A 21,965-nucleotide genomic window follows, 5' to 3' on the forward strand; every position below is an offset into this window, starting at 1 on the left:
CACGGTTCCGGTCTCCCGGACAGGCGCTGTGGACCCGTCCGGGAACGCCGGTCGTGCACGGCGGGGATCGTCGCAAAAGAACACCGCTCGGGCGGGCCCCGTCGCTCGAAGGCGTGGCGGCCGACACGGACAGCACCGGCGGCGTTCGGTCTCGCCCTCCTCGCTGTCGCACTCCACGGCACCCGCACACCACACGTGGGAATCCAGCCGGGCGCGCTGAAGAACACGCTCCCCGGGTCACGGGGGTCCGTCCGAGGACTTACCCGACCCCGCCACCACGGATGCGCACGGTCGCCGCCATGACGAGGTCACGCAACGCAGTGTGCGCGTCTGCCGTTCCACGGGGTCGCCGATCACGGTCGGGGACACGGCCCTGGCCCGAGCGCAGGATGCCAGGTCACAGCCACAGCGGGGCGCCGGGCCGGCAGCCATCGCCGACAGAGAAGCGGCACTGCGGCCCGCCCCACCACGGCCCTGCCCGGGTTGGCCCGCCTCGGCCCTGCGCGGGTTGCCTCGCCTCGGCCCTGCGCGGAACGCCTGCCTGCCCCACGGTCCTGCGCGGGACGCCTGCCTACCCCTCGGTCCTGCGCGGGACGCCTCGCTTCGACCCTGCGCGGGACGCTTCGCCCCGGCCCCGTGCGGGGCGGTTCACCAAGGCCTGGAGCGTGCCGGGCCAATCCGCTTCACCAGTAAACTTGCGCCATGTACTTCACCGACCGCGGTATCGAGGAGCTGGAGAAGCGGCGAGGCGAGGAAGAGGTCACTTTCGAGTGGCTCGCCGAGCAGCTGCGCACCTTCGTCGACCTCAACCCCGACTTCGAGGTGCCGGTCGAGCGCCTCGCCACCTGGCTGGCCCGGCTGGACGACGAGGACGACGACGAGGACTGAGCGGCCGGGGAAGTCCGGCGCGCGGGACTGACGGGCCCGTCAGTCCCTGATCCGGTCGTACGCGAGGCCGAGCGCCCCGTGCGCCATCAGCAGGGCCCCCGCGAAGACCCATCCGCCCCTGCGCCGGCCCGCTCCCCAGAGGGCCATCGGGAGCCCCGCCGCCAGTTGGGCGCCCGCCAGGGCGCGGGCCCGGGGGCCACGCATCCAGGGGCCCAGGCGGCTGCTCTCCACGGCTTCGAGTTCGACCCTGACCGCGTCCCGCCAGCCGGCCCACTCGATCTTCTCGGCATCCGGCGGCAGCCCGGCCCCCGCGACCGGCCGGCCGGAGGGCTCACCGGGGTCGAGGCCCGCCGGGAGTTCCAGACCGATGCGGGTGAGCACGGCGAGCAGGCCGCGGAGCCGGGCCCGGGCGTCCGTCTCCGGATCAGGACGGGTCAGGGCTTCGAGGGCCTGGACATCCAGCACGGGATCGAGGCCGAGCCGCTCGGCGAACGTACGCATCGCCTCGTCCTCACCGGCGGGGGTCCCGTCGGCGAGCCAGACATAGCCGACCGGGCGGCGGAATCCCGCGGCGAGCGTGCATCCGGCCCGGTCGCCGTCCCACCACAGCGCCAGGACCGGCCAGGTGGACCCGACCGCGAGTGCGGTGGCCCAGCCCCCGAGGACCCGGTCGACGGGTTCGGCGGTCTCCCCGGCCGCCGGCGGCCCGGCGTTCCCGCCCCGCCAGGGCGTTCCCTCCGGCACGAGGACGCTCCAGTCCTCCCCGGCGGGCGCGAGCAGCATCGGCTCGCGCAGCAGATGGGCGACCGGCCGCACGGTGTCCGGCTCGGCCCGGCACAGCAGCAGTGCTCCCACGGGTGATGTCGCGTCCATGCTCCACACCGTAGGACAAATTGCCCACTTCTGATGCACTTTGCCCCACTCGCCATCTCGCCCACTCCCCCACATCGGCCTTGACTTCCCCTATCCGCGATATATCGTGTTCCGCAAGAGACGCGATATGTTGCGTCATCCGCGCTCCCCAGGAGGTCAGATCCATGCCTGTGTCGACGTGGGCCATCGCCGAGCCTCGCAAGCTCACCTTCGACGAGCCCGTGACCGCGCTGAGCGTGCGCATCGTCAACGGGACGGTCAACGTCGTCGGCACCGACGAGCCGACGGCCAGGCTGGAGGTCTCCGGCATCGAGGGACCGCCGCTGATCGTCACCCAGCAGGACGGCGTCCTGACCGTCTCGTACGAGGACCTGGCCTGGCAGAGCGTGCTCAAGTGGCTCGACCGCAAGGGCTGGCACCGCCGCGCGGTGGTCTCCCTCGCGGTCCCGGCCGATGCGACGGTGGAGGTCGGCGCGGTCGGCGCGGGCGCGTTCGTCTCCGGGATCCGCGGCCGTACGGACGTACGCGGCGTCACCGGCGACACCACGCTCGTCGGGCTCGCCGGGCCGGTCGGCGCGGAGACCGTGTCCGGCAACGTGGAGGCCCAGGCCGTCACCGGCGACCTGCGCTTCCACTCGGTCTCCGGCGATCTGACCGTCGTCGAGGGCGCCGGCGCCTCCGTGAAGGCGGATTCGGTCAGCGGCAGCATGGTGCTCGATCTCGACCCGACCGGGAGGCCCACCGACGTCCGGCTGGCCACGGTCTCCGGCGAGCTCGCCATCCGCCTGCCGCACCCGGCCGACGCCAGGGTCGAGGCGAACACCGCGAGCGGCTCCGTCTCCAACGGCTTCGAGGACCTCCGGGTCAGCGGCCAGTGGGGGGCGAAGAAGATCACCGGCACGCTGGGCTCCGGAACGGGGACACTGAGGGCGACGACGGTCTCGGGATCGATCGCCCTGCTGCGCCGCCCACCGGCCGAGGGCGAATCGCACGACGCCGAGCCGACCGGAAAGGTGCTCTGACATGCCCCCCGTTTTCGCCCATGGCCGCCTGCGCCTCTATCTGCTGAAGCTGCTCGACGAGGCCCCTCGCCACGGCTACGAGGTGATCAGGCTCCTGGAGGAGCGTTTCCAGGGGCTGTACGCCCCGTCCGCGGGCACCGTCTACCCGCGCCTGGCCAAGCTGGAGGCGGAGGGCCTGGTCACGCACGCCACCGAGGGCGGCCGCAAGGTCTACTCGATCACCGACGCCGGCCGCGACGAACTGGCGGGCCGCACCGGCGAGCTCGCCGATCTGGAGCTGGAGATCAGGGAGTCGGTCTCCGAGCTGGCCGCCGAGATCCGCGACGACGTCCGGGGCGCGGCGGGCAAGCTGCGCAGCGAGATGCGCGCCGCGGCCGACGAGTCACGGCACACGGGCTCCGCCCGGCCGGGCGGCAGGACCGCCGAGGAGCCCCCGTTCGGCGCCTTCGGCGACTTCGGGGACAAGGAGGCCTGGCGCACCGCCAAGGAGGAGCTGCGCAAGGCCAAGCAGGAGTGGAAGGAGCAGGCGCGCCGGGCGAAGGACGAGTCCCGCCGCGCCCGCGAGGAGGCCCAGCAGGCCCGCCGCCAGGCCAAGGAGGCCCAGGACAGGGCGCGTGAGCAGATGCAGAACGCCGCCCGCCAGGTCCAGGACCACTTCGCCCGGGGTGACTGGCCGGCAGGCGTACGGGAGGGACTGGCCGAGATCACCGGCCAGCTGGGCGGCTTCGCCCGTACCGGCAACTGGCCGCCTCACGTGAAGCCGGACACCGCCGGAACCGACCCCGAGTGGGGCAAGGACTCGGGCGGCACCGGCGACCCGGCCCGCGACCTGGACCGCCTGCTCGACCGGTTCCGCGACGACATCCGCGATGCGGCAAGGGACCGGGGGGTGACGGAGGACCAGCTCGCGGAGGCCCGCCGGCATCTGTCGACGGCGGCGGCCCGCATCGGGGCGCTGCTGCGGAAGGACGCCGACGGCCCCGCGAAGTAGGACGGGACCGGCCGGGCGGCCCGGGAAGCGGCAACGCTCCCCGGGCCGCCCGTCGTTCAGCCCGCCTCGCGGTCCCGGCCCGCTTCGCCGTCCCCGTACAGCGCACGGCTGACCGTCTCGTACGTCGCGCCGTGCTCGGCGAGCACGTCGGCCACGACTCCGGGGGACGCGGTGAGGGCCAGCAGGAGGTGTTCCTCACCGATGAAGCGGTCGCGGCGGCCGACCGCGATCCGGAGCGACCGCTCCAGGATCTTCTTGGCCCCGGGTGTGAACGGGCGATGCCCCGTCAGCCGGCGGCGACCGCCGCGGCCGCCCTCGAGAGCACCCTCGCCGTGCGCCTCCTCGACACGGGACACGATCGCGCCGAGATCGATGCCGATGTCCGCCAGGGCGTCGGCATCGGCCCTCGTCATACCGCCGCGCCTGCGCGCGTCGGCCAGGGCCGCCTCGACGGACTCCCTGCGGTCGGTGAGGCCCAGCGCGGTCAGGGCGAACGGCGCCCGGCCGCCCTCCTGGTCCAGCAGCGCGAGCAGCAGATACTCCTCGGAGACCGTATCGGCGTCCGCCCGTTCGGCATGGGCCACGGCGCCGCCCACGGCGGCGCGGGCACCCTTGGTGAATCGCTCGAACATCAATGCCTCCCGTACTTCTTGTGCACGGCTTGCCGGCTGACGCCCAGTTCGGCCGCGATCTCCTGCCACGACCAGCCCTGCACCCGGGCGCTTCTGACTTGTACGGCTTCCAGCTGCTCCAGCAGCCGCCGCAGCGCGGCGACCGACCGCAGCCCCACGCGGGGGTCGCGGTCGCCGGCGCGTTCGGCGAGATCCGTTGCTTCGGTCATGGTGTCAACTTACGTTGACACCATGACCGACGTCAACCCTAGTTGACAGTCAGCACGATCTTCCCGAACAGGTCACCCGAGGCGATCCGCTCGAACCCCTCGCGAGCACGGTCCAGCGGCAGCACCTCGTCGATGACGGGCCGCACCCCGGTGGTCGCGCAGAAGGCGAGCAGGTCCTCCAGCTCGTCCTTGGACCCCATGGTCGAGCCGACGACCTTCAGCTCCAGGAAGAAGATCCGGGTCAGTTCGGCGTGCGAGGGCCGGTCGCCGCTGGTGGCCCCGGAGATGACCAGCGTGCCGCCGGGGCGCAGGGACTTGACGGAGTGCGACCAGGTGGCGGCGCCGACCGTCTCGATGACGGCGTCGACCCGGTGGGGCAGCCGTGCGCCGGGTTCGTACGCCTCGACGGCACCGAGTTCGACGGCTCGCCTGCGCTTGGCCTCGTCGCGGCTGGTGGCGTAGACGCGCAGCCCGGCGGCCCGGCCGAGGACGATCGCGGCGGTCGCGACGCCGCCCCCGGCACCCTGGACGAGGACGGAGTCACCGGGCCGTACCCCGGCGTTGGTGAAGAGCATGCGGTACGCGGTCAGCCAGGCGGTGGGCAGGCAGGCGGCCTGCTCGAAGGTGAGCTCCTTCGGCTTGGGCAGCACGTTCCAGCTGGGGACGGTCACCTGCTCGGCGAACGTGCCCTGGTAGCGCTCGGTGAGGATGGAACGGGGCTCGTCGGGGCCGACCCCGTGCCCGGTCTGGCCGATGACGGAGTGCAGGACGACCTCGTTGCCGTCCTGGTCGGTGCCCGCGGCGTCGCAGCCGAGGATCATCGGCAGCTTGTCCTCGGTGATGCCGACACCGCGCAGGGACCAGAGGTCGTGGTGATTGAGGGAGGCGGCCCGGACGTTGACGGTGGTCCACCCGGGACGCGCCCCGGGAGCCGGGCGTTCGCCCAGCTCAAGGCCGTTGAGGGGGTGGTCGCGGTCGAGGCGGGATGCGTAGGCGGCGAACATGGGCCCGACGATAGGCGGGCCGCGGGGCGGGCGTAACCGGCTGCGGGTGTGACACGCACCGCGCGCGATCCAGCCCCTGGGAGCCTCCCCGGACGAAGCCCGGAGGAGATCGAGAAGCGGGGGTCCGGGGGCGGCACCCCCGGAAAGGCGCCGCGCCCGGACCCCCGCACTCGCTCACCTCAGCGCCGGGCGACACCCTCCGCCCGCGCGGCCGCCGCGACGGCCGCCGTCACCGCCGGGGCGACCCGCTCGTCGAACGGCGACGGGATCACGTAGTCGGCGGCCAGTTCGTCGCCCACCACGTCGGCCAGCGCGTTCGCCGCGGCGATCTTCATGCCCTCGGTGATCCGCGACGCCCGCACCTGGAGCGCGCCGGCGAAGATCCCGGGGAACGCCAGCACGTTGTTGATCTGGTTCGGGTAGTCCGACCGCCCGGTCGCCACGACCGCCGCGTACTTGTGCGCGATGTCGGGGTGCACCTCGGGGTTCGGGTTCGCCATGGCGAAGACGAAGGCGCCGGGTGCCATCGAGGCGACGGCCGGCTCCGGGACCGTACCGCCGGAGACACCGATGAAGATGTCCGCACCGGCCAGCGCGTCCGCCAGGGACCCCGAGATCCCTGCCTTGTTGGTGAGCTCGGCGAGCTCACGCTTGACGTCGGTCAGGTCCTCGCGGTCCCGGCTGACGATGCCCTTGCGGTCGGCGACGGCGACATCGCCGAGCCCCGCCTCCAGCAGGAACTTGGCGATGGCGACTCCGGCCGCGCCTGCGCCCGAGATGACGCCGCGCAGCTCGCCCAGGCCGCGCCCGGACAGCTTCGCCGCGTTGCGCAGGGCTGCGAGCGTGACCACGGCGGTGCCGTGCTGGTCGTCGTGGAAGACCGGAATGTCGAGCCGCTCCTGGAGCTTGCGCTCGATCTCGAAGCAGCGCGGCGCCGAGATGTCCTCCAGGTTCACCCCGCCGAAGGACGGGGCGAGCCGGACGACGGTCTCCACGATCTCGTCCGCGTCGGTGGTCGCGAGCGCGATCGGCACCGCGTCCACGCCACCGAACTGCTTGAACAGGATCGCCTTGCCCTCCATCACGGGGAGGGAGGCCTCGGGGCCGATGTCGCCGAGACCGAGCACCGCGGTGCCGTCCGTCACGACGGCGACGACCTGCGACTTCCAGGTGTAGTCGTGGACGAGCTCCGGGTTCTCGGCGATCGCGCTGCACACCTTCGCCACGCCGGGCGTGTACGCGAGGGACAGGTCGTCCTTGTCCCGGATCGGGACGGTGGCCTGCACGGCCATCTTCCCGCCCCGGTGGAGCGCGAAGGCCGGATCGAACGGCTCGTCGGTGGTGTTGTCGGGCGTGCTGTCCGTATTGCTGTCGCTGCGAGGATTGACGATCTCCGCTGCCATGGTGTTGACCCCTTAAGTCTTCATCGTTCGAGGGTGGCCACTCCTGGTTGAGGAGGGGTGGGTGGGCACCGCGTACGTTCCCCGCGCTGGGCGAGTGGGCCGCCCGGCGGGGAGAGATTCATACGCGCGGGCGCGCCGCACACGCGCCCTGAGCCCCGGATGAGGGGTGTAAACGTCCTTCTTACCGGACAGGCCGCACCGCGGACGAGTCGGTATCCCCACGGTGACGCGTCTCATAGTGGGACATACGCACAAGTCGGCCAGGCGACATGAAATCCGCCCAGAGCAGGTCCAGCGCGGTGGATCTTCCGGCAGGAAGAAGCGATTCCAGGGAAAGGTCCGGCCTTGATGTGCCGGCCCACTGGGTTCGGGGGTGTCCCGTTACCCGATTTTGACATGCGGTGCCCCCTGTTCGGGCTAGTCCGAATGGCAAGATGCCGTAATCACACAAGGCGGCGACACCCGACGCTGTGTGCCATACCGCCTGGCGACACCACCCTCACCTGCCGGAGGAACCCCACCATGACCGCACGAACCACGCGTCGCACGACCGCGAAGTCCCGTATTGCCGCGGTCGGCGCCATCGCGGTCGCCGGCACCATGCTGCTGACCGCCTGTGGCGACCAGACGAAGAACAACGCCGACGACTCGGCCTCCGCCAAGGCCAGTGACGGCGCGTCCGCCGCGGCCTCCTCGCCCGCCGACCTCCTCCCCGCGGACATCAAGTCCAAGGGCGTCATCAAGGTCGGCTCGGACATCGCGTACCCGCCGGTCGAGTTCAAGGACGGTTCCGGCAAGACGGTCGGCATCGACCCGGACCTGGCCGCCGCGCTCGGCAAGGAGCTGGGCGTGGAGTTCCAGTTCGAGAACGGCACCTTCGACACCCTGGTCACCGGTCTGCGCGCCAAGCGCTACGACATCGCCATGTCGGCCATGACGGACACCAAGGACCGTCAGAACGGCGTCGACCCCGAGACGAAGAAGAAGGTCGGCGAGGGCGTCGACTTCGTCGACTACTTCACCGCCGGCGTCTCGATCTACACCAAGAAGGGCGACGACCAGGGCATCAAGACCTGGGCCGACCTCTGCGGCAAGAAGATCGCCGTCCAGCGCAACACCGTCTCCAACGACCTGGCCAAGGCCGAGTCCAAGAAGTGCACCGGCGGCAAGAAGATCGCCATCGAGTCGTACGACAACGACCTCCAGGCCCAGACCCGGCTGCGCTCCGGCGGGGCCGACGCCGGCTCCTCCGACTTCCCGGTCGCCGCGTACGCGGTGAAGACCTCGGGCGGCGGCAAGGACTTCCAGCTCGTCGGCGAGCAGGTCGAGGCGGCCCCGTACGGCATCGCCGTCGCCAAGGGCAACGACCAGCTGACCAAGGCCATCCAGGCGGCCCTGGCGGCGATCATCAAGAACGGCGAGTACGAGAAGATCATCGCCAAGTGGGGCGTGGAGGCCGGCGCGGTCACCGAGGCCAAGCTGAACGGCGGATCCTGACCGGATCCGGCGCTGAAAGGCATCAGCCGTGACTGACATCGAGAAGACGGGCCCGGCCGACCGGTCGCCCGCACCCCCCACACCGTCCGCCGGCCCGGAGGCGATCAAGGCCATCCCGGTCCGGCACTACGGCCGGTACGTCTCGGCGGTCATCGCCATCGCCGCGCTCGTCGCCATCGTCTACGCCTTCAGCCAGGGCAAGATCAACTGGGGCGCGGTCCCGGACTACTTCTTCGACGACCGGATCATCAAGGGCGTCGGCCAGACGCTCCTGCTGACCGTGCTGTCGATGGTGATCGGCGTGGTCGGCGGCATCCTGCTGGCCGTGATGCGCCTGTCGAAGAACCCCGTGACCTCGTCGATCGCGTGGTCCTACATCTGGTTCTTCCGCGGAACGCCGGTCCTGGTCCAGCTCTTCGTCTGGTTCAACCTCGGTCTGGTCTTCGAGTACATCAACCTCGGACCGATCTACAAGGACTACTGGTCGAGCTTCATGACGCCGCTGCTGACGGCGCTGCTCGGCCTGGGCCTCAACGAGGCCGCGTACATGGCGGAGATCTGCCGTGCCGGCCTGCTCTCGGTCGACGAGGGCCAGACGGAGGCCTCGCACGCGCTCGGCATGAGCCACGGCAAGACGCTGCGCCGGGTCGTGATCCCCCAGGCCATGCGGGTGATCGTGCCGCCCACGGGCAACGAGGTCATCAACATGCTGAAGACCACGTCGCTGGTGGCCGCCGTCCAGTTCTACGAACTGTTCAAGTACGCCCAGGACATCGGACAGGCGTCCGGGGCCCCGGTGGAGATGTACTTCCTCGCCGCGGCCTGGTACCTGGTCATGACCTCGGTGCTGAGCGTCGGGCAGTACTACCTGGAGCGGTACTACGCCCGTGGCTCCAGCCGCAGCCTGCCGCCCACACCGATGCAGAAGATCCGGGCCAACCTGCTGTCGCTGGGCCGCCCGAAGGGAGGCATGGCATGACCGCCATGGTGAAGGCCGAGGGCGTCCACAAGTCCTTCGGCGCCGCGCACATCCTCAAGGGCATCGACCTGGAGGTCGCCCCGCGCGAGGTCTTCTGTCTGATCGGCCCGTCCGGTTCCGGCAAGTCGACGTTCCTGCGGTGCATCAACCACCTGGAGCAGATCAGCGCCGGCCGGCTGTACGTCGACGGCGAACTGGTGGGCTACCGCCAGAAGGGCGACAAGCTCTACGAGCTCAAGGACAGTGAAGTCGCCCTGAAGCGCCGTGACATCGGCATGGTGTTCCAGCGCTTCAACCTGTTCCCCCACATGACGGCGATCGAGAACGTCATGGAGGCGCCCGTCCAGGTCAAGGGCGAGTCCCGGGCCGTCGCCCGGGCCCGCGCCGAACGCCTCCTGGACCGCGTCGGCCTGTCCGACAAGGCGAAGAACTACCCGTCGCAGCTCTCCGGCGGACAGCAGCAGCGGGTGGCCATCGCCCGGGCGCTGGCCATGGAGCCGAAGCTGATGCTCTTCGACGAGCCCACCTCGGCGCTCGACCCGGAGCTGGTGGGCGACGTACTCGACGTCATGCGCGGTCTCGCCGAGGACGGCATGACGATGATCGTCGTGACCCACGAGATGGGCTTCGCCCGTGAGGTCGGCGACGCGCTGGTCTTCATGGACGACGGCGTGGTGGTCGAGTCGGGCCACCCGCGCGACGTGCTGACCAACCCGCAGCACGACCGGACGAAGTCGTTCCTGTCCAAGGTGCTGTAGCGGCCGTACGCACGTGAGAGGGCGGTACGGACCCCTGCGGGTCCGTACCGCCCTCTCACATATCGCGCAGCCCTACTTCTTCAGCAGCTCCGGGCGGAGCATCAGCTCCCGCAGCTGCGCCCGCGTGAGCGGCGGCGTCTTCAGGAGCGGCCCCAGCGCGGTCTTGGCCTCGAAGCCGGTGCTGTCGCGTACGGCCAGCTGCCCGCCGTCCTTGAGCGTGAGCCGGGCCACCAGCTCCGGCCCCCACTGCGGGGTGCCGTCCCCGTAGTCCATCGCATCGCTCCAGATGGTCAGCACCCGCCCGTCCGGCAGCTCCTCGCGGACGCAGTCGGTGGGTTCGGGCTCACCGTTGTCCGGCTTGCACAGGTCCTTCTGCTGCGGGAATCCGCCGAGCTTCTTCTCGATGGACTTCGCGGAGCGCGTGTCGACGGTCAGATAGCCGACCCCGCCCTCGCGCCGGACCGCGTACTGCCCGTCCAGCGGCCCGTACGGGTGGTCCTTGGCCTGTGCGGGCGTCGCCTGCTTGATGATGACGGCCAGCGACACCTGCTGGACCGCGCCGACGCCCTTCGGCAGCAGCGCGCTCAGCAGGCCGGCCCGGTCGCCGGCCTTGGTCGGGGCCGCCACCGACGAGGTCCGCGGGCTCTGCTCCGCGGAGAGTCCGGGTACCACGAACGCACCCGCCGCCACCGCGCACACCGCGGCCGCCGTCACCGCGACCCGGCGGCGCCTGCGTACCCGGGCCGCCCTCGCGTAGACCACCGCGGTACTGATGACCGGCCGCCCGGCGTCCTCTGCGGCCCGCCCCAGCAGTTCACGCACGTCGTTCATACCAATTCCTCCGCCATCTCGGCGCGCAGCGCCGCCAACCCCCGAGCCGTGTGGCTCTTGACCGTGTTCTCCCGCATCCCGAGCAGCTGGGCCGTGGCCTCGACGCTCAGGTCCTCCCAATAACGCAGCACCAGGACGGCCCGCTGCCTGGGCGTGAGCCGGGCGAGTGCCGCCCGTACCGCGAGGCCGGTCTCCGTGTCGGGTGCGTGTGCCGCCCGTTCGGGCAGTTCGCCGTAGGACTGCTCGCGCCGCCAGAACCGGCGGCGGGCCGCGATGAACGTGTTGACCAGCGTCTTGCGCGCGTACGCCTCGATGTTGTCGAGGCGCCCGTGCCGCCGGCCGCCGAGCACCACCTTGACCAGCGTCGCCTGGACCAGGTCCTCGGCCTCGTGGCGGTCGCCGCAGAGCAGATACGCGCTGCGGAACAGTGCGGTGCGCCGGCCCTCGACGAAGGCGTGCAGCGCGTCGTCGTCATCGCTCCGCATCGTCACCGTCCCTCCCCCGGTCCGCGGGCGCGGACCGTCTCACCCTTCCAGTGCGGTGGGACGCGGGGCGGGTTGCGGCAGTGGGTCACAAAAAAATGGCGGGGCGGTCCGGACCGTCGTCCGTACCGCCCCGCCCCGCATGGTGCCCCTACTTCACCGCGAGCACCAGACTGTCCGAGGGCGAGGACCAGACGGCCCGCGCCTCGGCGAACCCCGCGGCGCGCAGGGTGTCCGCGTGCCAGGACGCGGACGGCATGTCGCCGTCGGCGTGCTCGCCGTAGATCTCGAACCGCTCGGCGGTGGGCCCGGCGAGCACCGGGTCCTTCGCGGCCAGCGCCCACCACTGCGACCAGTCCAGGACCCCGGCGGCCTTGGCCCGGTCCATACCGGCGTGCCGGTGGGCTCGTTCGGCGGCGTTGATCCGGGGCGTCCCCGTCTCGATCATGCGGTCGGCGTTCATGAACACGCCGCCGTCCCGGACGAGACCGCCGATCTGCCCGTACAGGGCGGCGAGCGGCTCACTGTGCAGCCAGTGCAGGGCGGTGGCGGTGAGGACGGCGTCGTACGTGGCGTGGGGCAGCCGCTCCGTCCACCGCGGGTCCTTGAGGTCGGCGGTCACGAAGCTGACGCGTTCGTCACCGGCGAAGGTGCCTCGGGCGATGGCGAGCAGCGCCGGGTCGAGGTCGACGCCGGTACTGGTGGCGTTCGGGAACCGCCGCAGCAGCCTGTCCGTAATACTTCCCGTACCGCATGCGAGGTCGAGCACCCGCGGTTCCGGGCCGGCGAAGGCCTCGACCATGTCGAGCATGACCCGGAAGCGTTCCTCGCGGTCGGGCAGGTACCACTCCTGCTGCCGGTCCCAGCTCTCCTGCCAGGACTGCCAGTCGGTGCCCGTAGCTGTCTCCGTCACTTGAAACCCTCCCATGTAATACCCTGGACCCCTAGAAGCCCATTACTTCATCGCCGCACCGACCCTAGCCCGACGCCGTAAGGACTACAAGTGGAACTGGCCTATTACTCGGACTACGCCGTGCGCCTGGTCAACACCGAGGAGCCGGCCCGCAACAAGGACGCCCTCACCTCGGTCGACGCGGTGCGCGAGCTCTTCGGCGCCAATGGACAGGCCGCACGGCGGGCGACCGACGCGGACGTGACCCGCTTCCGGTCCGTGCGGGGCCGGCTGCGCGCGGTCTTCGAGGCGGCCGACGGCGACGACGAGACGCTCGCTGTCGACCTGCTCAACTCACTGCTGCTGGAGTTCCCCGTCAGCCCGCAGATCTCCGGGCACGACACCCGGGACGCGGACGGCAAGCCGGACTGGCACATGCATCTGAGCGACCACCCGTCCAACGCCACGGCGGGCTACGCCGCGATCGCGGCGATGGGCCTCGCCTTCCACCTCACGTCGTACGGCGTGGACCGGCTCGGCCTCTGCGAGGCGCCACCGTGCCGCAACGCCTACCTCGACACCTCGACCAACCGCTCCCGCCGCTACTGCTCGGACCGCTGCGCGACACGCGCCAACGTGGCCGCCTACCGGGCCCGGAAGCGCCTGGAGACGGAACGGGCCGCGGAGACCGGCCGCAGCGCGGACACGGCCCAGCCCGCCACCCCGCGCACCGAGAGCTGATCCTTCGTCAGCGGCCGGTACCGGGCCCGGACCCTGGCCAGGACGAGCTCCACGGGCACCGTCCCGTAGTCCGTGCTGTCCCCACCCGCGAAACGGTTGTCACCCAGCACCCACCAGCCACCGGCCCGCCGCTCCACGGCCCGCTTGACCACCAGCAGGTCCTGCTGGAACGGATGCCGCAGAATCACCACGTCACCGGGGCGCACCTGCGCCCCGTACTGCACGAGCAGCCAGTCCCCGTGGTGGAGCGTGGGCACCATCGAGGGCCCCGTCACCTCCACCACCTGGAACGGCACTCTCGCCGCCAGCCCCCTTCGAGGCTGGTCATCGGTCAGTTCCGGCACCTCCGGCACCTCCCGCATCGCTCCGCCACCTCCCCGGCCCGTCCAGTACACCGCCCCTCACAGGGTTCCGTACATTCGGCCACTGGTCTCATCCCCACCCTGGACTTTTGGCCTAAGCCCATGGGGGCACCCGCAAAAACACGCTTCTCACGGAGTAATGTCCCACCTGAGAAGACGATCACGAGGAAGGACAGCTCAATGCTTTCCCGCCTGTTTGCCCCCAAGGTGAAGGTCAGCGCCCACTGCGACCTCCCCTGCGGCGTGTACGACCCGGCCCAGGCCCGCATCGAGGCGGAGTCCGTCAAGGCCGTCCAGGAGAAGTACCAGGCCAACGAGGACCCGCACTTCCGGGCCCGCGCGGTGGTCATCAAGGAGCAGCGCGCCGAGCTCGCCAAGCACCACGTCTCGGTGCTGTGGAGCGACTACTTCAAGCCCCCGCACTTCGAGAAGTACCCGGAGCTGCACCAGCTGGTCAACGACGCCCTCAAGGCGCTTTCGGCCGCGAAGGGCTCCACGGACCCGGCCACGGGCCAGAAGGCGCTCGACCTGATCGCCGAGATCGACAAGATCTTCTGGGAGACCAAGAAGGCCTGATCGGTCAACCGTTCGGCTGCTGGCCGGACAACCGGCCAGAGCAGGAACGAGAGGGCTCGACCGCTTCATGCGGCCGGGCCCTTTCCCTGTTCGTGGATCGCCTCGCCGAACTGGCCGGACACCCAGTGGGTACCCCCTCCGCTTAGGCCGACGTTCGACGTGGCCGACTCCGGCACCACCGTCAACCCGGGGCGGCGACGACGGTCACCACACCCTGTCGGTGACCGGAACGCAGTACATGAGCGGGACCTGAACCGGGAACCCGATCATCGTCAACACGGCGGGATCACGTGCCGTGTTCCGGTTCTCCAGCCGCTTCCGGACCGGGTTCCTCGCATCAAGCCATGTCCGCCGCCGCGCCCCTTGCCCCGGCCTCGGTGGGCGGCGGCGCTTCTGCGCGTTCAGGATCATGTGACCGGGCACACGGAAAGGGCGGCGGCTCATACCCTGACGGTGACGAGCTGTTCAGAGAGGGGCACGCCCATGCCAGCTGATGCCACCCCCGACCCGTACGCCGCCCCGGTCGCATTCGGGCAGCGAATGCAGATCCTGCGGACGAAACGAGGCCTGTCTCGGCCAGTCGTGGCGGGGCTGCTGGGCATGTCGCAGTCGTGGGTGAAGCAAGTCGAGACGGGGCAGATCGGTATGCCGAAGCTTCCCGTGATCCTGCGCATCGCCGAACTGCTGCGCGTCCGGTGTCTGTCCGACCTGACCGGAGACCAATCCGCCCCCGTGGATCTGTTCATCGGGCCGGGCCACTCGCGGTTGCCGGAAGTGCGGGCCGCGGTGAACGCCCTGTCGTTGGACGGGGACCGGCAGGCGCCGCCGGCCGAGCATGTCGCAGCCCGGTTGGTGAAGGCGTGGCAGGCGCGGCATCGGGCGCCGAACCACCGCGAGGTCTTGGGCGAGTTGCTGCCCGGGTTGATCCGGGATGCGCAGTTGACGGTGAGGCAGGCCGGCACGTCTGCTGAGCGGCGGGCGGGGCAGGCCGTCCTGTCCGAGGTGTACAGCCTCAGCCAGTTCTTCGTGGCGTACCAGCCGGACAGTGCGCTGCTGTGGCGTGTGGCCGAGCGGGGCATGGCCGCGGCCCAGGAGTCGGAGGAGCCGCACGCGATCGGTGTCGCAGCGTGGCTGTCCGCGCAAGCGCACCGCGACACCGGGCCCGCACACTTCGACGCGGCCGACGCCATGACGATGGAGGCGCTCGGCTACCTCGAACGGTCGCTCCCGGACGCCGACGACCGCACCATTGCGATCGCCGGGGCATTGCAGTTCGAGGCCGGGTACACCGCCGCGCGTCGCGGAGAAAGCGGCACGGCGTGGGGGTGGTGGGACAAAGCGAACATCACCGCGGCCCGACTGTCCCCCGGCTACTACCACCCGATCACGTCGTTCTCGCAGGCCATCATGGGTGCCCACGCGGTGACCGTGGCGGTTGAGCTGCGAGCCGGCGGGGAGTCGGTGCGGCAGGCGGTCGCCGCGGACAGCACGGCGATCCCGTCGCGGCCGCGACTGGCCCGGCACCGCATCGAGGAGGCACGCGCGTATCAGTTGGACGGGCAGGCGGAGACCGCCCTCGCCACTCTGGAGAAGGCGCACCAGGCGGCCCCGGAGACGATCCGCTACAACGGCTACGCGCGCCGGATCGTGCTGGAGGAAACGGAGTCCCGCGTCCCGGCCCGGCGTCAGCGCGCCGCGGCCTTGGCCGACCAGCTCGGACTGCTCGCCGCGTAGTCGAACCCCCGAGCGAGGGGCAGGATTCCTGCCCCTCGCTCGCCATGCCCGCTCATACCGTCGGGGAACTGCCGACGAGATGACCGGGGGGACGAGCGCCCGTGATGACCATCAAGGTGTATGTGGTGAACCGGGCCGGGATCACCCGCGTGTTACGCCCGGAGGCCCCGGTGGTGCCGGCCACGACAGTGGACCCGTCGGCGGCGTTCCCGGACTGCGGATGCCCTCGGTGTCTGCCCCGGCACGACGCCGCGTACCGGAAGCTGCTCGGCCACACCGCTCAGTGCGCCACATGCCGCGCCGGGGCGGCCTGTACCACCGCCACCCACCTCGGCCGAGCGCGGAAGGACGCCCGATGATGTGTGCCCGCTGCGACAAGCCGATGAAGCCCGAGGACTCAGTCCCGTACACAATTCCCGGGGCAACGGGGCCTGGGGTCACCATCCTCGTTCACCGAGTCGTGTGCGACATCCCGAGGACTGCGCCCCGCGCGTATCCGTCCCGGTGAAACTTCCAGTCCGCGCTGTCATTCCCCAGCCGTCCGGCCAGGTCGGCCACCGTCTGCGGCGAGGCCGCTCGGGTGGCCGACCACCCGCTTTCGACGCCGAGGCACACCAGCAGCGCAACACGCTCGAAAGACGCATCAACCGACCAGTGGCGCGGGCCGGCCATGCGAACGGACAAGCTTGCGATTGCCTACCAGGCCGCACTCCGCCTCGCGGCCATCCTCGTCCGGGCCCGCAGATGACCTACGAGAGAAGCTTTAGGACCGATGGCCGTTGCCAAGAGCGTGTTCTTTGAGGAATGCGCCCGCGTGGGCCGCTGCTTCCTCTGCGGCCGGGTAAAGCGTCCCATCCGCGGCCGTGCCGGATGTCCCATCAGCGTCCTTACCTGTCCAGCGCCAATCGCCGGAAGGCGACTGCACCAGCTCGGCAGTCCCTCCGAACAGCGCACGTGTGCTTCTGCCCGCCGCCGCAGGTGTCGGGCGACTGACGGCTTCGGGCCCCCGTGATCCAGAGCCGCGCTCGCAGTCCGCAGGACACCCGATCACGACCGTCACACACCCTCGCCAGCCATCAGCAGAAGGCCGGGTCAGCAACCCACAGGAAAGATCCCCTCAGGTCACCGACCCGACCCATTGCCAGGAGACCGAGAAGGCCTGATCTCCGGTTGGGCCGTCCGACCCCCGATACAGCGGGCCGCGTTACCCGTACCCGACCGCACCCGGACCGCGGGGCGCCTATGACGGCGTCCTTGTCGGACCGGGTGCGGCCTTCCTTTCTCCGGGCTCCTAGAACAGGGCGGCAGAGGTGCCCTGCGTGAGGTTCTCGAGGATGGTGCGCAGCCACGGTCTGCGCACGGCCGGCAGTCGGACCAAGGTGTGCTCGAACGTTCCCCGGTCGGCCCGGAAGGACTGGTTGGGCAGCATGGGGAGCGGGTCATCGCGGAGTACGTCCCGGGGTATGCGGCCCGACGCGGGAACCGGCAAGTGCGGCTGGGGCGAGACGAGCCACAGCCACACCCCCAGAGGCAGGGGCACCAGGTACGCCGAGGCTGCCCGGCCCGGGCCCTCAGGAGTCCAGGGCAGGCCCGTCTGCGGGTGGAGGGGTACGAGGAGGATGTCGGCGTCCTCGTCGGCGGAAGGCCGCCCGGGTCCGGCCAGGACGGCGCGCCGCTTCGGGGTGCCGGTGGACAACAGGGTGTCGAGCGCGCGCTGGAACACGTCCGCGGCCGCGCCGTCGGGGACCGCCACCGGCTGCCCCCGGGAGGCCACCAGCAGGTGAGCGAGCGCGTGGCCGGCTGCGGCCTCCCACCGCGGGCTCCACGACCAGAAGTGGCCCGGCCCCAGCGGTCCTCCCCACGTGCCGATCGGTTCGAACAGGGGTGTCCGCTCTCCCTGTTCCGCCAGCTCCGCCCAGGAGAGGGGCGCGGCGTGGGTGCCGTCGACGGGGTTGCGGTGCACGGCGTCCGAGTCGAGTCGTACGGCCTGCCAGAGCGAGCAGTCATCGACCCTGGTCGCCACGGGAAGATCGCATGTCTCGCAGGCCATGTTGGGCCCGTCGGCTCCATCGAGGCCGCAGCAGGCGCCACCGCACTGTTCCGTGATCAGCCGAACGCCACGGATATCGCCGGGTGCGATGACACTGGCCCGGGGGGTGCCGTCGGAGAGTGCGTGGACCGGCGCGTAGATGCCGCGTTCCTCGGCCTCGCCCGGATTGATCCCGTCCCATATCCGCCACGGCCCACCCCAGGGGTCCGGGTCCACGGCAAACGTTCCTGCCTGCATGAGCACGGGGAGCTGGGCCCCGTTCCCGTACTTCTGCCGGGCGTGGACCGGCAAGGCGACCTGGGACAGCGGGATGGTCAACTCGGCACCGCATCCCGCACACACGAAAACGAACAAATGTCCTCCATCTGCGAAACAGGCGCATCCTCGCAGGCCGCCGACGACCGGCCAACATGTTTACCCGTCGTTGCGGGAACGGCGTCTGCCGCCCGGGGCCGGTGCGTTCTCTGATGGCGAGATGAGCGGATGGGCCCTTCGTGAAGGCGAATGGGCGGCAAGTACGCCCCGAGTCGGGGCAGTTCCGGCCGACCGTGCGATGCCGGATTCAGCCGCCCTCGTCCGAGGCCGCCGCTAGGATCCGGAAGTCACGACGTGGCGGCGGACGGAGCCAGGGCATGGACGACAAGAACGAGGCAAAGATCAAGCGGGCGCTCGGGATCGACTCCTGGAGGAATCTCTCCAAGGACAAGGTGGTCAGGTTCGCGGCGATGATGCCCGATATGGCCACTGAGGTGCGCCTGAAGATCATTGAGCAGTTCCCCGCCTTCAAGGACCTCGCCAAGAATTCCGTGGATTCGGTGAAGCAGGCACACGAGTCCACCCTCTCGGCCAACGAGAAGAGCCAGGACCATTTCCATCGAGCCTCGCAGCAGCACAGGGACATGCTGGCCCGCGAACTCAACAGGGACGATCTCAGCTGGGAACAGCGGCAGACCATCCACGAGAGTTTCCAGCGGAATGTGGCGATGGAGTCCCAGAAGGACAGTGAGACGAAGCAGTTCCTGGACAGAGGACTCAGGACGGTGGCAGTCACCGCTGGCGCCGCAATCGCTCTGGGAGCGGTTTTCGTCGGCGCCAGGGTTCTGGGCGAAGGCAACGACGGCGAGCAGGAATCGCCGAAGAGCTGAGGGCTGCCCTGCGGCCGGCCTCGTGTTCCGGGCACCCGGGACGCTGCCCGCGGCTCCCTGGGACTGAAGTCACCGCATCCCCTGAACCGGGCTACATACGCGGGCGGATGGACTGCGGCCCAGCCCGTGAGGAAGGTGGCCGGCGTCGACGGGTCTGGCGTTTCCGGACCCCGCGCAGTAGAACTTGGCCCCATGTCCAACCCGCAGCCGCCCCGCCACCCGGCCTGGGCACCCGGTGCCTACGACATGTACGCGCAGCCACAGGTCCGGGCGGTCAGCGCCGCCTACCGGCGATGGGCACGCCTTCTCCGCTGGCTGGCCATCGTCATCGCGGCCCTCGTGGTGGTGGCGTTCGTGATGAGCCTCGTCCTCCTTGCGCAGGCGGACGCGGATCCGGCGAAGGCCGCCCACGGGTACGGGGCCATCTTCCTCTGGTTCGGGATCGCCGCGGCGATACCGGTCCTGCTCGCGGTCGCCGTCCCCGGTGTGGTCATGACGCGGCGTGTGCGGAAGGAGCAGCGGCAGGCGGGGATCACGCCGCCGTAGGGCGTGGGGGCTTCGTCAGCAGTCAATGCCGTTGCCTTCAGGGATGTCAGAGGCGAGTGCCATGATCGCGGGATGACTGCCGCACCCGCCTTTCAGCAGCTCGTCTCTCCGGACGACGTCACTCCACGGATCCGGCGCGCGCTCACCGAGTGCTGGGTCGAGGTCACCAACGCGGGCGGCGCGGCAGGCTTCCCCTTCCCTCCCGTCGATGCCGACACAGTGGCTTCGGCGCTCGATCGCATCATCGAGCTGCTCTCTCCCGACACCAGTCGGCTGCTCGTGGCGACCGTGGACGGTGAACTCGCAGGCTGGCTCAACGTCCGCCGCGACCCGTTCAGACTGATCGCGCACTGGGGCACCCTCCACCATGTCCAGACCCGAACCGCCGTACGCGGCCGGGGCGTCGGCCGTGCCCTCATGGAGGAAGTGCGCAGGGCCGCCAAGGAAGAGATGGGGTTGGAACAACTGCGCCTCGCTGTCCGCAGCGAGGTCGGCCTGGAGGACTTCTACGGGCGGCTCGGCTGGAAGGAAGTGGGCCGGTGGCCCGGCGCCCTCCGCCTTGCAGCAGGCGAAGACCGTGACGAGATCCTCATGATCCTTGCTCCGCTCTGACCCGCGAACCCGGCGAAGGAGTGCGGATTCGCGGGGCAGACACGCGTCGCTGCTCCGCGGATGGCGCGGGTACCGGTCTGCGGAAGTCGTACCGGAGTGCGTACGACCGGAGACGCGGGGCCTCGTGGCCCCGCGTCTCCGGTCGGTGGTCCGCGTACCGTGCGTGCCCCGCACCCTTGCTAGCGCGCCGCGCGCCGCGGTGCGAGGAAGGCCCCGGCCAGCAGGGATCCCGCCAGGACGAGGGCGGAGTTGACCAGGATCGCGAGCGAGACGCCGGACAGGACGGTCTGCGGGTCGCCGTCGCCGAGGCCGGACATCCGGGCCGTGGCGATGGCGCTCATGATCGGGATGCCCATGGTGATGCCGACCTGCTGGGTCATCGTGGCCAGGCCGGTGGCCAGGCCCTGTTCGTCGTCGGGGAGGCCGGAGGTCGCCGTGACCATGAAGCCGACGATCATCAGCATGTTGCCGATCCCGCCGATGAAGGTGGCTGCCAGCAGGAGCCAGATCCAGGCACCGGAGGTGCCGAGTGCCACCAGGGAGAGGGTGGCGACGGCCTGGATGATGCCTCCGGCCACGATGGCCGTCCGGTTGCCGTAGCGGCCGACGGCCCGGCCGCCGAGCGTGCCGCCGATCACCGTGCCGATACCCAGGACACCGAAGGCGAGGCCTGTCGCGAGTGGCGAGTAGCCGAGGACTTCCTGGAGGTAGAGCGTCAGCAGGAAGACCAGCGAGGTCTCGGTGACGAAGGCGATCAGACCGGCGGTGTTGCCCCAGATGACGCTGCGGCGCTTGAGGATGCGTACGGGGACGAGCGGCGCGGCGGCCCTCTTCTCGACGAACCAGAAGGCGACGAGCAGCGCGGCACCGGCGAGCAGTGCGGTCAGGGTGGTGGGCGCGGTCCAGCCCGTCGCGCCGGCCTGGGTGAGGCCGTAGACCAGGAGCAGCAGTCCGCCGGTGACGGTCGCGGCGCCCGGGACGTCGAGGCGGGGGCGGCCTGCGGGGCGTGAGTCGGTGATGACGGACGGGGCGAGCGCGACGACGAGGGCCGCGACGGGGACGTTGACGAAGAAGGCCCAGCGCCAGGAGAGCAGGTCGGTGAGGAGTCCGCCGAGGATCGCGCCCGCGGTGAAGCCCGCGGACATCAGCGCGCCGTTGAGGCCGAGCGCGCGTTCACGCAGCGGGCCCTCCTTGAACGCGGTGGTCAGCAGGGCGAGTCCGGCGGGGGTGACGGCCGCCGTGGCCAGGCCCTGGAGGACCCGGGCGGTGAGCAGGACCTCGGGCGAGGACGCCAGTCCGCCGAGTGCCGAGGAGACGCCGAGGACGACCATGCCGCCCACGAAGAGGCGCTTGCGGCCCACGAGGTCGGCGATGCGGCCGAACAGGAGGGTGAATCCGGCGGCGGCCAGGGCGAAGGAGGTGGCGATCCACTGAAGGTCCGGGAGCGAGAAGCCGAGTCCTTCACCGACGACGGGCAGGGCGACGTTCAGGATCGAGAAGTCCACGGCGATCATGAACTGGGCGCCGAGGAGGAGGGTCAGGACGAGCTTCTGCCGCCCGGTCATACGGGGAGCCGCCGACGGGGCCACGGCGGGAGCGGTCGCGTCGCGTTGCTGGGTCTGGCTGGGTGCGGACATGGTCGTCCTTCCTCGAAGGAGAGTTTTAACGGGTCTGTGGTTCCGTTAAGATGGCATGACCGTAGCAGAGGAACACCCATTAATGGAACTGGAGACCCGTT

The 21,965-nt window shown here is 70.6% G+C and carries 23 protein-coding genes and 1 pseudogene; 13 read left to right on the forward strand and 11 right to left on the reverse strand.

The features are described 5' to 3' along the window. Window positions 1–702: 702 nt before the first annotated feature. Entirely contained in the window at window positions 703–888 is a 186-nt protein-coding gene (locus ACIQMX_RS00885; RefSeq protein ID WP_046907272.1) for a DUF6104 family protein, read from the forward strand. Window positions 889–927: 39 nt separating this feature from the next. On the opposite strand, the gene ACIQMX_RS00890 is transcribed toward ACIQMX_RS00885, so the two are convergent. Further along, the gene (locus ACIQMX_RS00890) at window positions 928–1,761 is read right to left on the reverse strand and encodes a hypothetical protein (RefSeq protein WP_402474218.1); all 834 of its coding nucleotides are present in this window, start codon (window positions 1,759–1,761) and stop codon (window positions 928–930) included. A gap of 164 nt (window positions 1,762–1,925) precedes the next feature. On the opposite strand from ACIQMX_RS00890, the gene ACIQMX_RS00895 reads away from it, so the two are divergent. Next, entirely contained in the window at window positions 1,926–2,783 is an 858-nt protein-coding gene (locus ACIQMX_RS00895; RefSeq protein WP_363066213.1) for a hypothetical protein, read from the forward strand. 1 nt (window position 2,784) lies between these two features. Further along, the gene (locus ACIQMX_RS00900; RefSeq protein WP_363066215.1) at window positions 2,785–3,774 is read left to right on the forward strand and encodes a helix-turn-helix transcriptional regulator; all 990 of its coding nucleotides are present in this window, start codon (window positions 2,785–2,787) and stop codon (window positions 3,772–3,774) included. Between the two features lie 56 nt (window positions 3,775–3,830). Here ACIQMX_RS00900 and ACIQMX_RS00905 read toward each other — a convergent pair whose 3' ends face one another. From ACIQMX_RS00905 to ACIQMX_RS00920, 4 genes are all read right to left on the reverse strand, one after another. Then, entirely contained in the window at window positions 3,831–4,406 is a 576-nt protein-coding gene (locus ACIQMX_RS00905) for a Clp protease N-terminal domain-containing protein (RefSeq protein WP_402474221.1), read from the reverse strand. Further along, entirely contained in the window at window positions 4,406–4,615 is a 210-nt protein-coding gene (locus ACIQMX_RS00910; protein WP_266782775.1) for a sigma factor-like helix-turn-helix DNA-binding protein, read from the reverse strand. Before ACIQMX_RS00910 ends, ACIQMX_RS00905 begins: the two co-directional genes overlap by 1 nt. Window positions 4,616–4,653: 38 nt before the next feature. Next, window positions 4,654–5,619, reverse strand: a complete 966-nt coding sequence (locus ACIQMX_RS00915; RefSeq protein WP_363066219.1) for a zinc-binding dehydrogenase — start codon at window positions 5,617–5,619, stop codon at window positions 4,654–4,656. A 179-nt stretch (window positions 5,620–5,798) separates the two neighbouring features. Continuing rightward, window positions 5,799–7,022: an NADP-dependent malic enzyme gene (locus ACIQMX_RS00920; RefSeq protein WP_363066221.1), complete on the reverse strand. Its 1,224-nt coding sequence runs from the start codon at window positions 7,020–7,022 to the stop codon at window positions 5,799–5,801. Between the two features lie 522 nt (window positions 7,023–7,544). Between ACIQMX_RS00920 and ACIQMX_RS00925 the strand changes: the two genes are divergently transcribed. From ACIQMX_RS00925 to ACIQMX_RS00935, 3 genes are read left to right on the forward strand one after another with little or no spacing between them, the layout of a single operon-like run. Next, window positions 7,545–8,519 (forward strand): ABC transporter substrate-binding protein, encoded by a 975-nt coding sequence (locus ACIQMX_RS00925; protein ID WP_363066223.1) that lies wholly within the window; start codon window positions 7,545–7,547, stop codon window positions 8,517–8,519. 28 nt (window positions 8,520–8,547) lie between these two features. After that, the gene (locus ACIQMX_RS00930) at window positions 8,548–9,498 is read left to right on the forward strand and encodes an amino acid ABC transporter permease (RefSeq protein WP_363066225.1); all 951 of its coding nucleotides are present in this window, start codon (window positions 8,548–8,550) and stop codon (window positions 9,496–9,498) included. Further along, window positions 9,495–10,256, forward strand: a complete 762-nt coding sequence (locus tag ACIQMX_RS00935; protein WP_148020678.1) for an amino acid ABC transporter ATP-binding protein — start codon at window positions 9,495–9,497, stop codon at window positions 10,254–10,256. The genes ACIQMX_RS00930 and ACIQMX_RS00935 overlap by 4 nt, the downstream gene beginning before the upstream one ends. A gap of 72 nt (window positions 10,257–10,328) precedes the next feature. Here the strand turns inward: ACIQMX_RS00935 and ACIQMX_RS00940 are convergent, their stop codons facing one another. The 3 genes from ACIQMX_RS00940 to ACIQMX_RS00950 form a co-directional block, all read right to left on the reverse strand. After that, a complete protein-coding gene (locus ACIQMX_RS00940; protein WP_363066227.1) occupies window positions 10,329–11,087 on the reverse strand; it encodes a hypothetical protein in 759 nt (252 codons plus the stop codon). Beyond that, the gene (locus tag ACIQMX_RS00945) at window positions 11,084–11,572 is read right to left on the reverse strand and encodes a SigE family RNA polymerase sigma factor (RefSeq protein WP_363066229.1); all 489 of its coding nucleotides are present in this window, start codon (window positions 11,570–11,572) and stop codon (window positions 11,084–11,086) included. Before ACIQMX_RS00945 ends, ACIQMX_RS00940 begins: the two co-directional genes overlap by 4 nt. A gap of 148 nt (window positions 11,573–11,720) precedes the next feature. After that, a complete protein-coding gene (locus ACIQMX_RS00950; protein WP_363066231.1) occupies window positions 11,721–12,497 on the reverse strand; it encodes a class I SAM-dependent methyltransferase in 777 nt (258 codons plus the stop codon). Between the two features lie 75 nt (window positions 12,498–12,572). On the opposite strand from ACIQMX_RS00950, the gene ACIQMX_RS00955 reads away from it, so the two are divergent. Further along, window positions 12,573–13,202, forward strand: coding sequence for a CGNR zinc finger domain-containing protein (locus ACIQMX_RS00955; protein WP_363066233.1), 630 nt, complete (start codon window positions 12,573–12,575; stop codon window positions 13,200–13,202). Here ACIQMX_RS00955 and sodX read toward each other — a convergent pair. Then, entirely contained in the window at window positions 13,106–13,564 is a 459-nt protein-coding gene (sodX, locus tag ACIQMX_RS00960; RefSeq protein WP_363066235.1) for a nickel-type superoxide dismutase maturation protease, read from the reverse strand. The genes ACIQMX_RS00955 and sodX overlap by 97 nt on opposite strands. A gap of 180 nt (window positions 13,565–13,744) precedes the next feature. Here sodX and sodN point away from each other — a divergent pair, with 180 nt between their 5' ends. From sodN to ACIQMX_RS00975, 3 genes and pseudogenes are all read left to right on the forward strand, one after another. Further along, a complete protein-coding gene (sodN, locus tag ACIQMX_RS00965; RefSeq protein ID WP_219567071.1) occupies window positions 13,745–14,140 on the forward strand; it encodes a superoxide dismutase, Ni in 396 nt (131 codons plus the stop codon). A 483-nt stretch (window positions 14,141–14,623) separates the two neighbouring features. After that, a complete protein-coding gene (locus ACIQMX_RS00970; protein ID WP_363066656.1) occupies window positions 14,624–15,874 on the forward strand; it encodes a helix-turn-helix domain-containing protein in 1,251 nt (416 codons plus the stop codon). Between the two features lie 516 nt (window positions 15,875–16,390). Continuing rightward, window positions 16,391–16,622 (forward strand): annotated as a pseudogene (locus ACIQMX_RS00975) (IS5/IS1182 family transposase); the annotation flags it as partial. 543 nt (window positions 16,623–17,165) lie between these two features. On the opposite strand, the gene ACIQMX_RS00980 reads toward ACIQMX_RS00975, so the two are convergent. Beyond that, window positions 17,166–18,278 (reverse strand): hypothetical protein, encoded by a 1,113-nt coding sequence (locus ACIQMX_RS00980; protein WP_402474230.1) that lies wholly within the window; start codon window positions 18,276–18,278, stop codon window positions 17,166–17,168. A gap of 278 nt (window positions 18,279–18,556) precedes the next feature. Between ACIQMX_RS00980 and ACIQMX_RS00985 the strand changes: the two genes are divergently transcribed. The 3 genes from ACIQMX_RS00985 (at window position 18,557) to ACIQMX_RS00995 (ending at window position 20,227) form a co-directional block, all read left to right on the forward strand. After that, window positions 18,557–19,069, forward strand: coding sequence for a hypothetical protein (locus tag ACIQMX_RS00985; protein ID WP_402474232.1), 513 nt, complete (start codon window positions 18,557–18,559; stop codon window positions 19,067–19,069). 192 nt (window positions 19,070–19,261) lie between these two features. Continuing rightward, entirely contained in the window at window positions 19,262–19,615 is a 354-nt protein-coding gene (locus ACIQMX_RS00990) for a hypothetical protein (protein ID WP_402474234.1), read from the forward strand. A gap of 72 nt (window positions 19,616–19,687) precedes the next feature. Beyond that, complete coding sequence (locus ACIQMX_RS00995) at window positions 19,688–20,227, forward strand: GNAT family N-acetyltransferase (protein ID WP_363066371.1); 540 nt, start codon at window positions 19,688–19,690, stop codon at window positions 20,225–20,227. 179 nt (window positions 20,228–20,406) lie between these two features. On the opposite strand, the gene ACIQMX_RS01000 is transcribed toward ACIQMX_RS00995, so the two are convergent. Next, window positions 20,407–21,864 (reverse strand): MFS transporter, encoded by a 1,458-nt coding sequence (locus ACIQMX_RS01000; protein WP_402474237.1) that lies wholly within the window; start codon window positions 21,862–21,864, stop codon window positions 20,407–20,409. Window positions 21,865–21,965: the final 101 nt, after the last annotated feature.

It is taken from the genome of Streptomyces sp. NPDC091416 (genome assembly GCF_044756845.1).
In the GTDB taxonomy this organism is placed as follows: Bacteria; Actinomycetota; Actinomycetes; order Streptomycetales; family Streptomycetaceae; genus Streptomyces.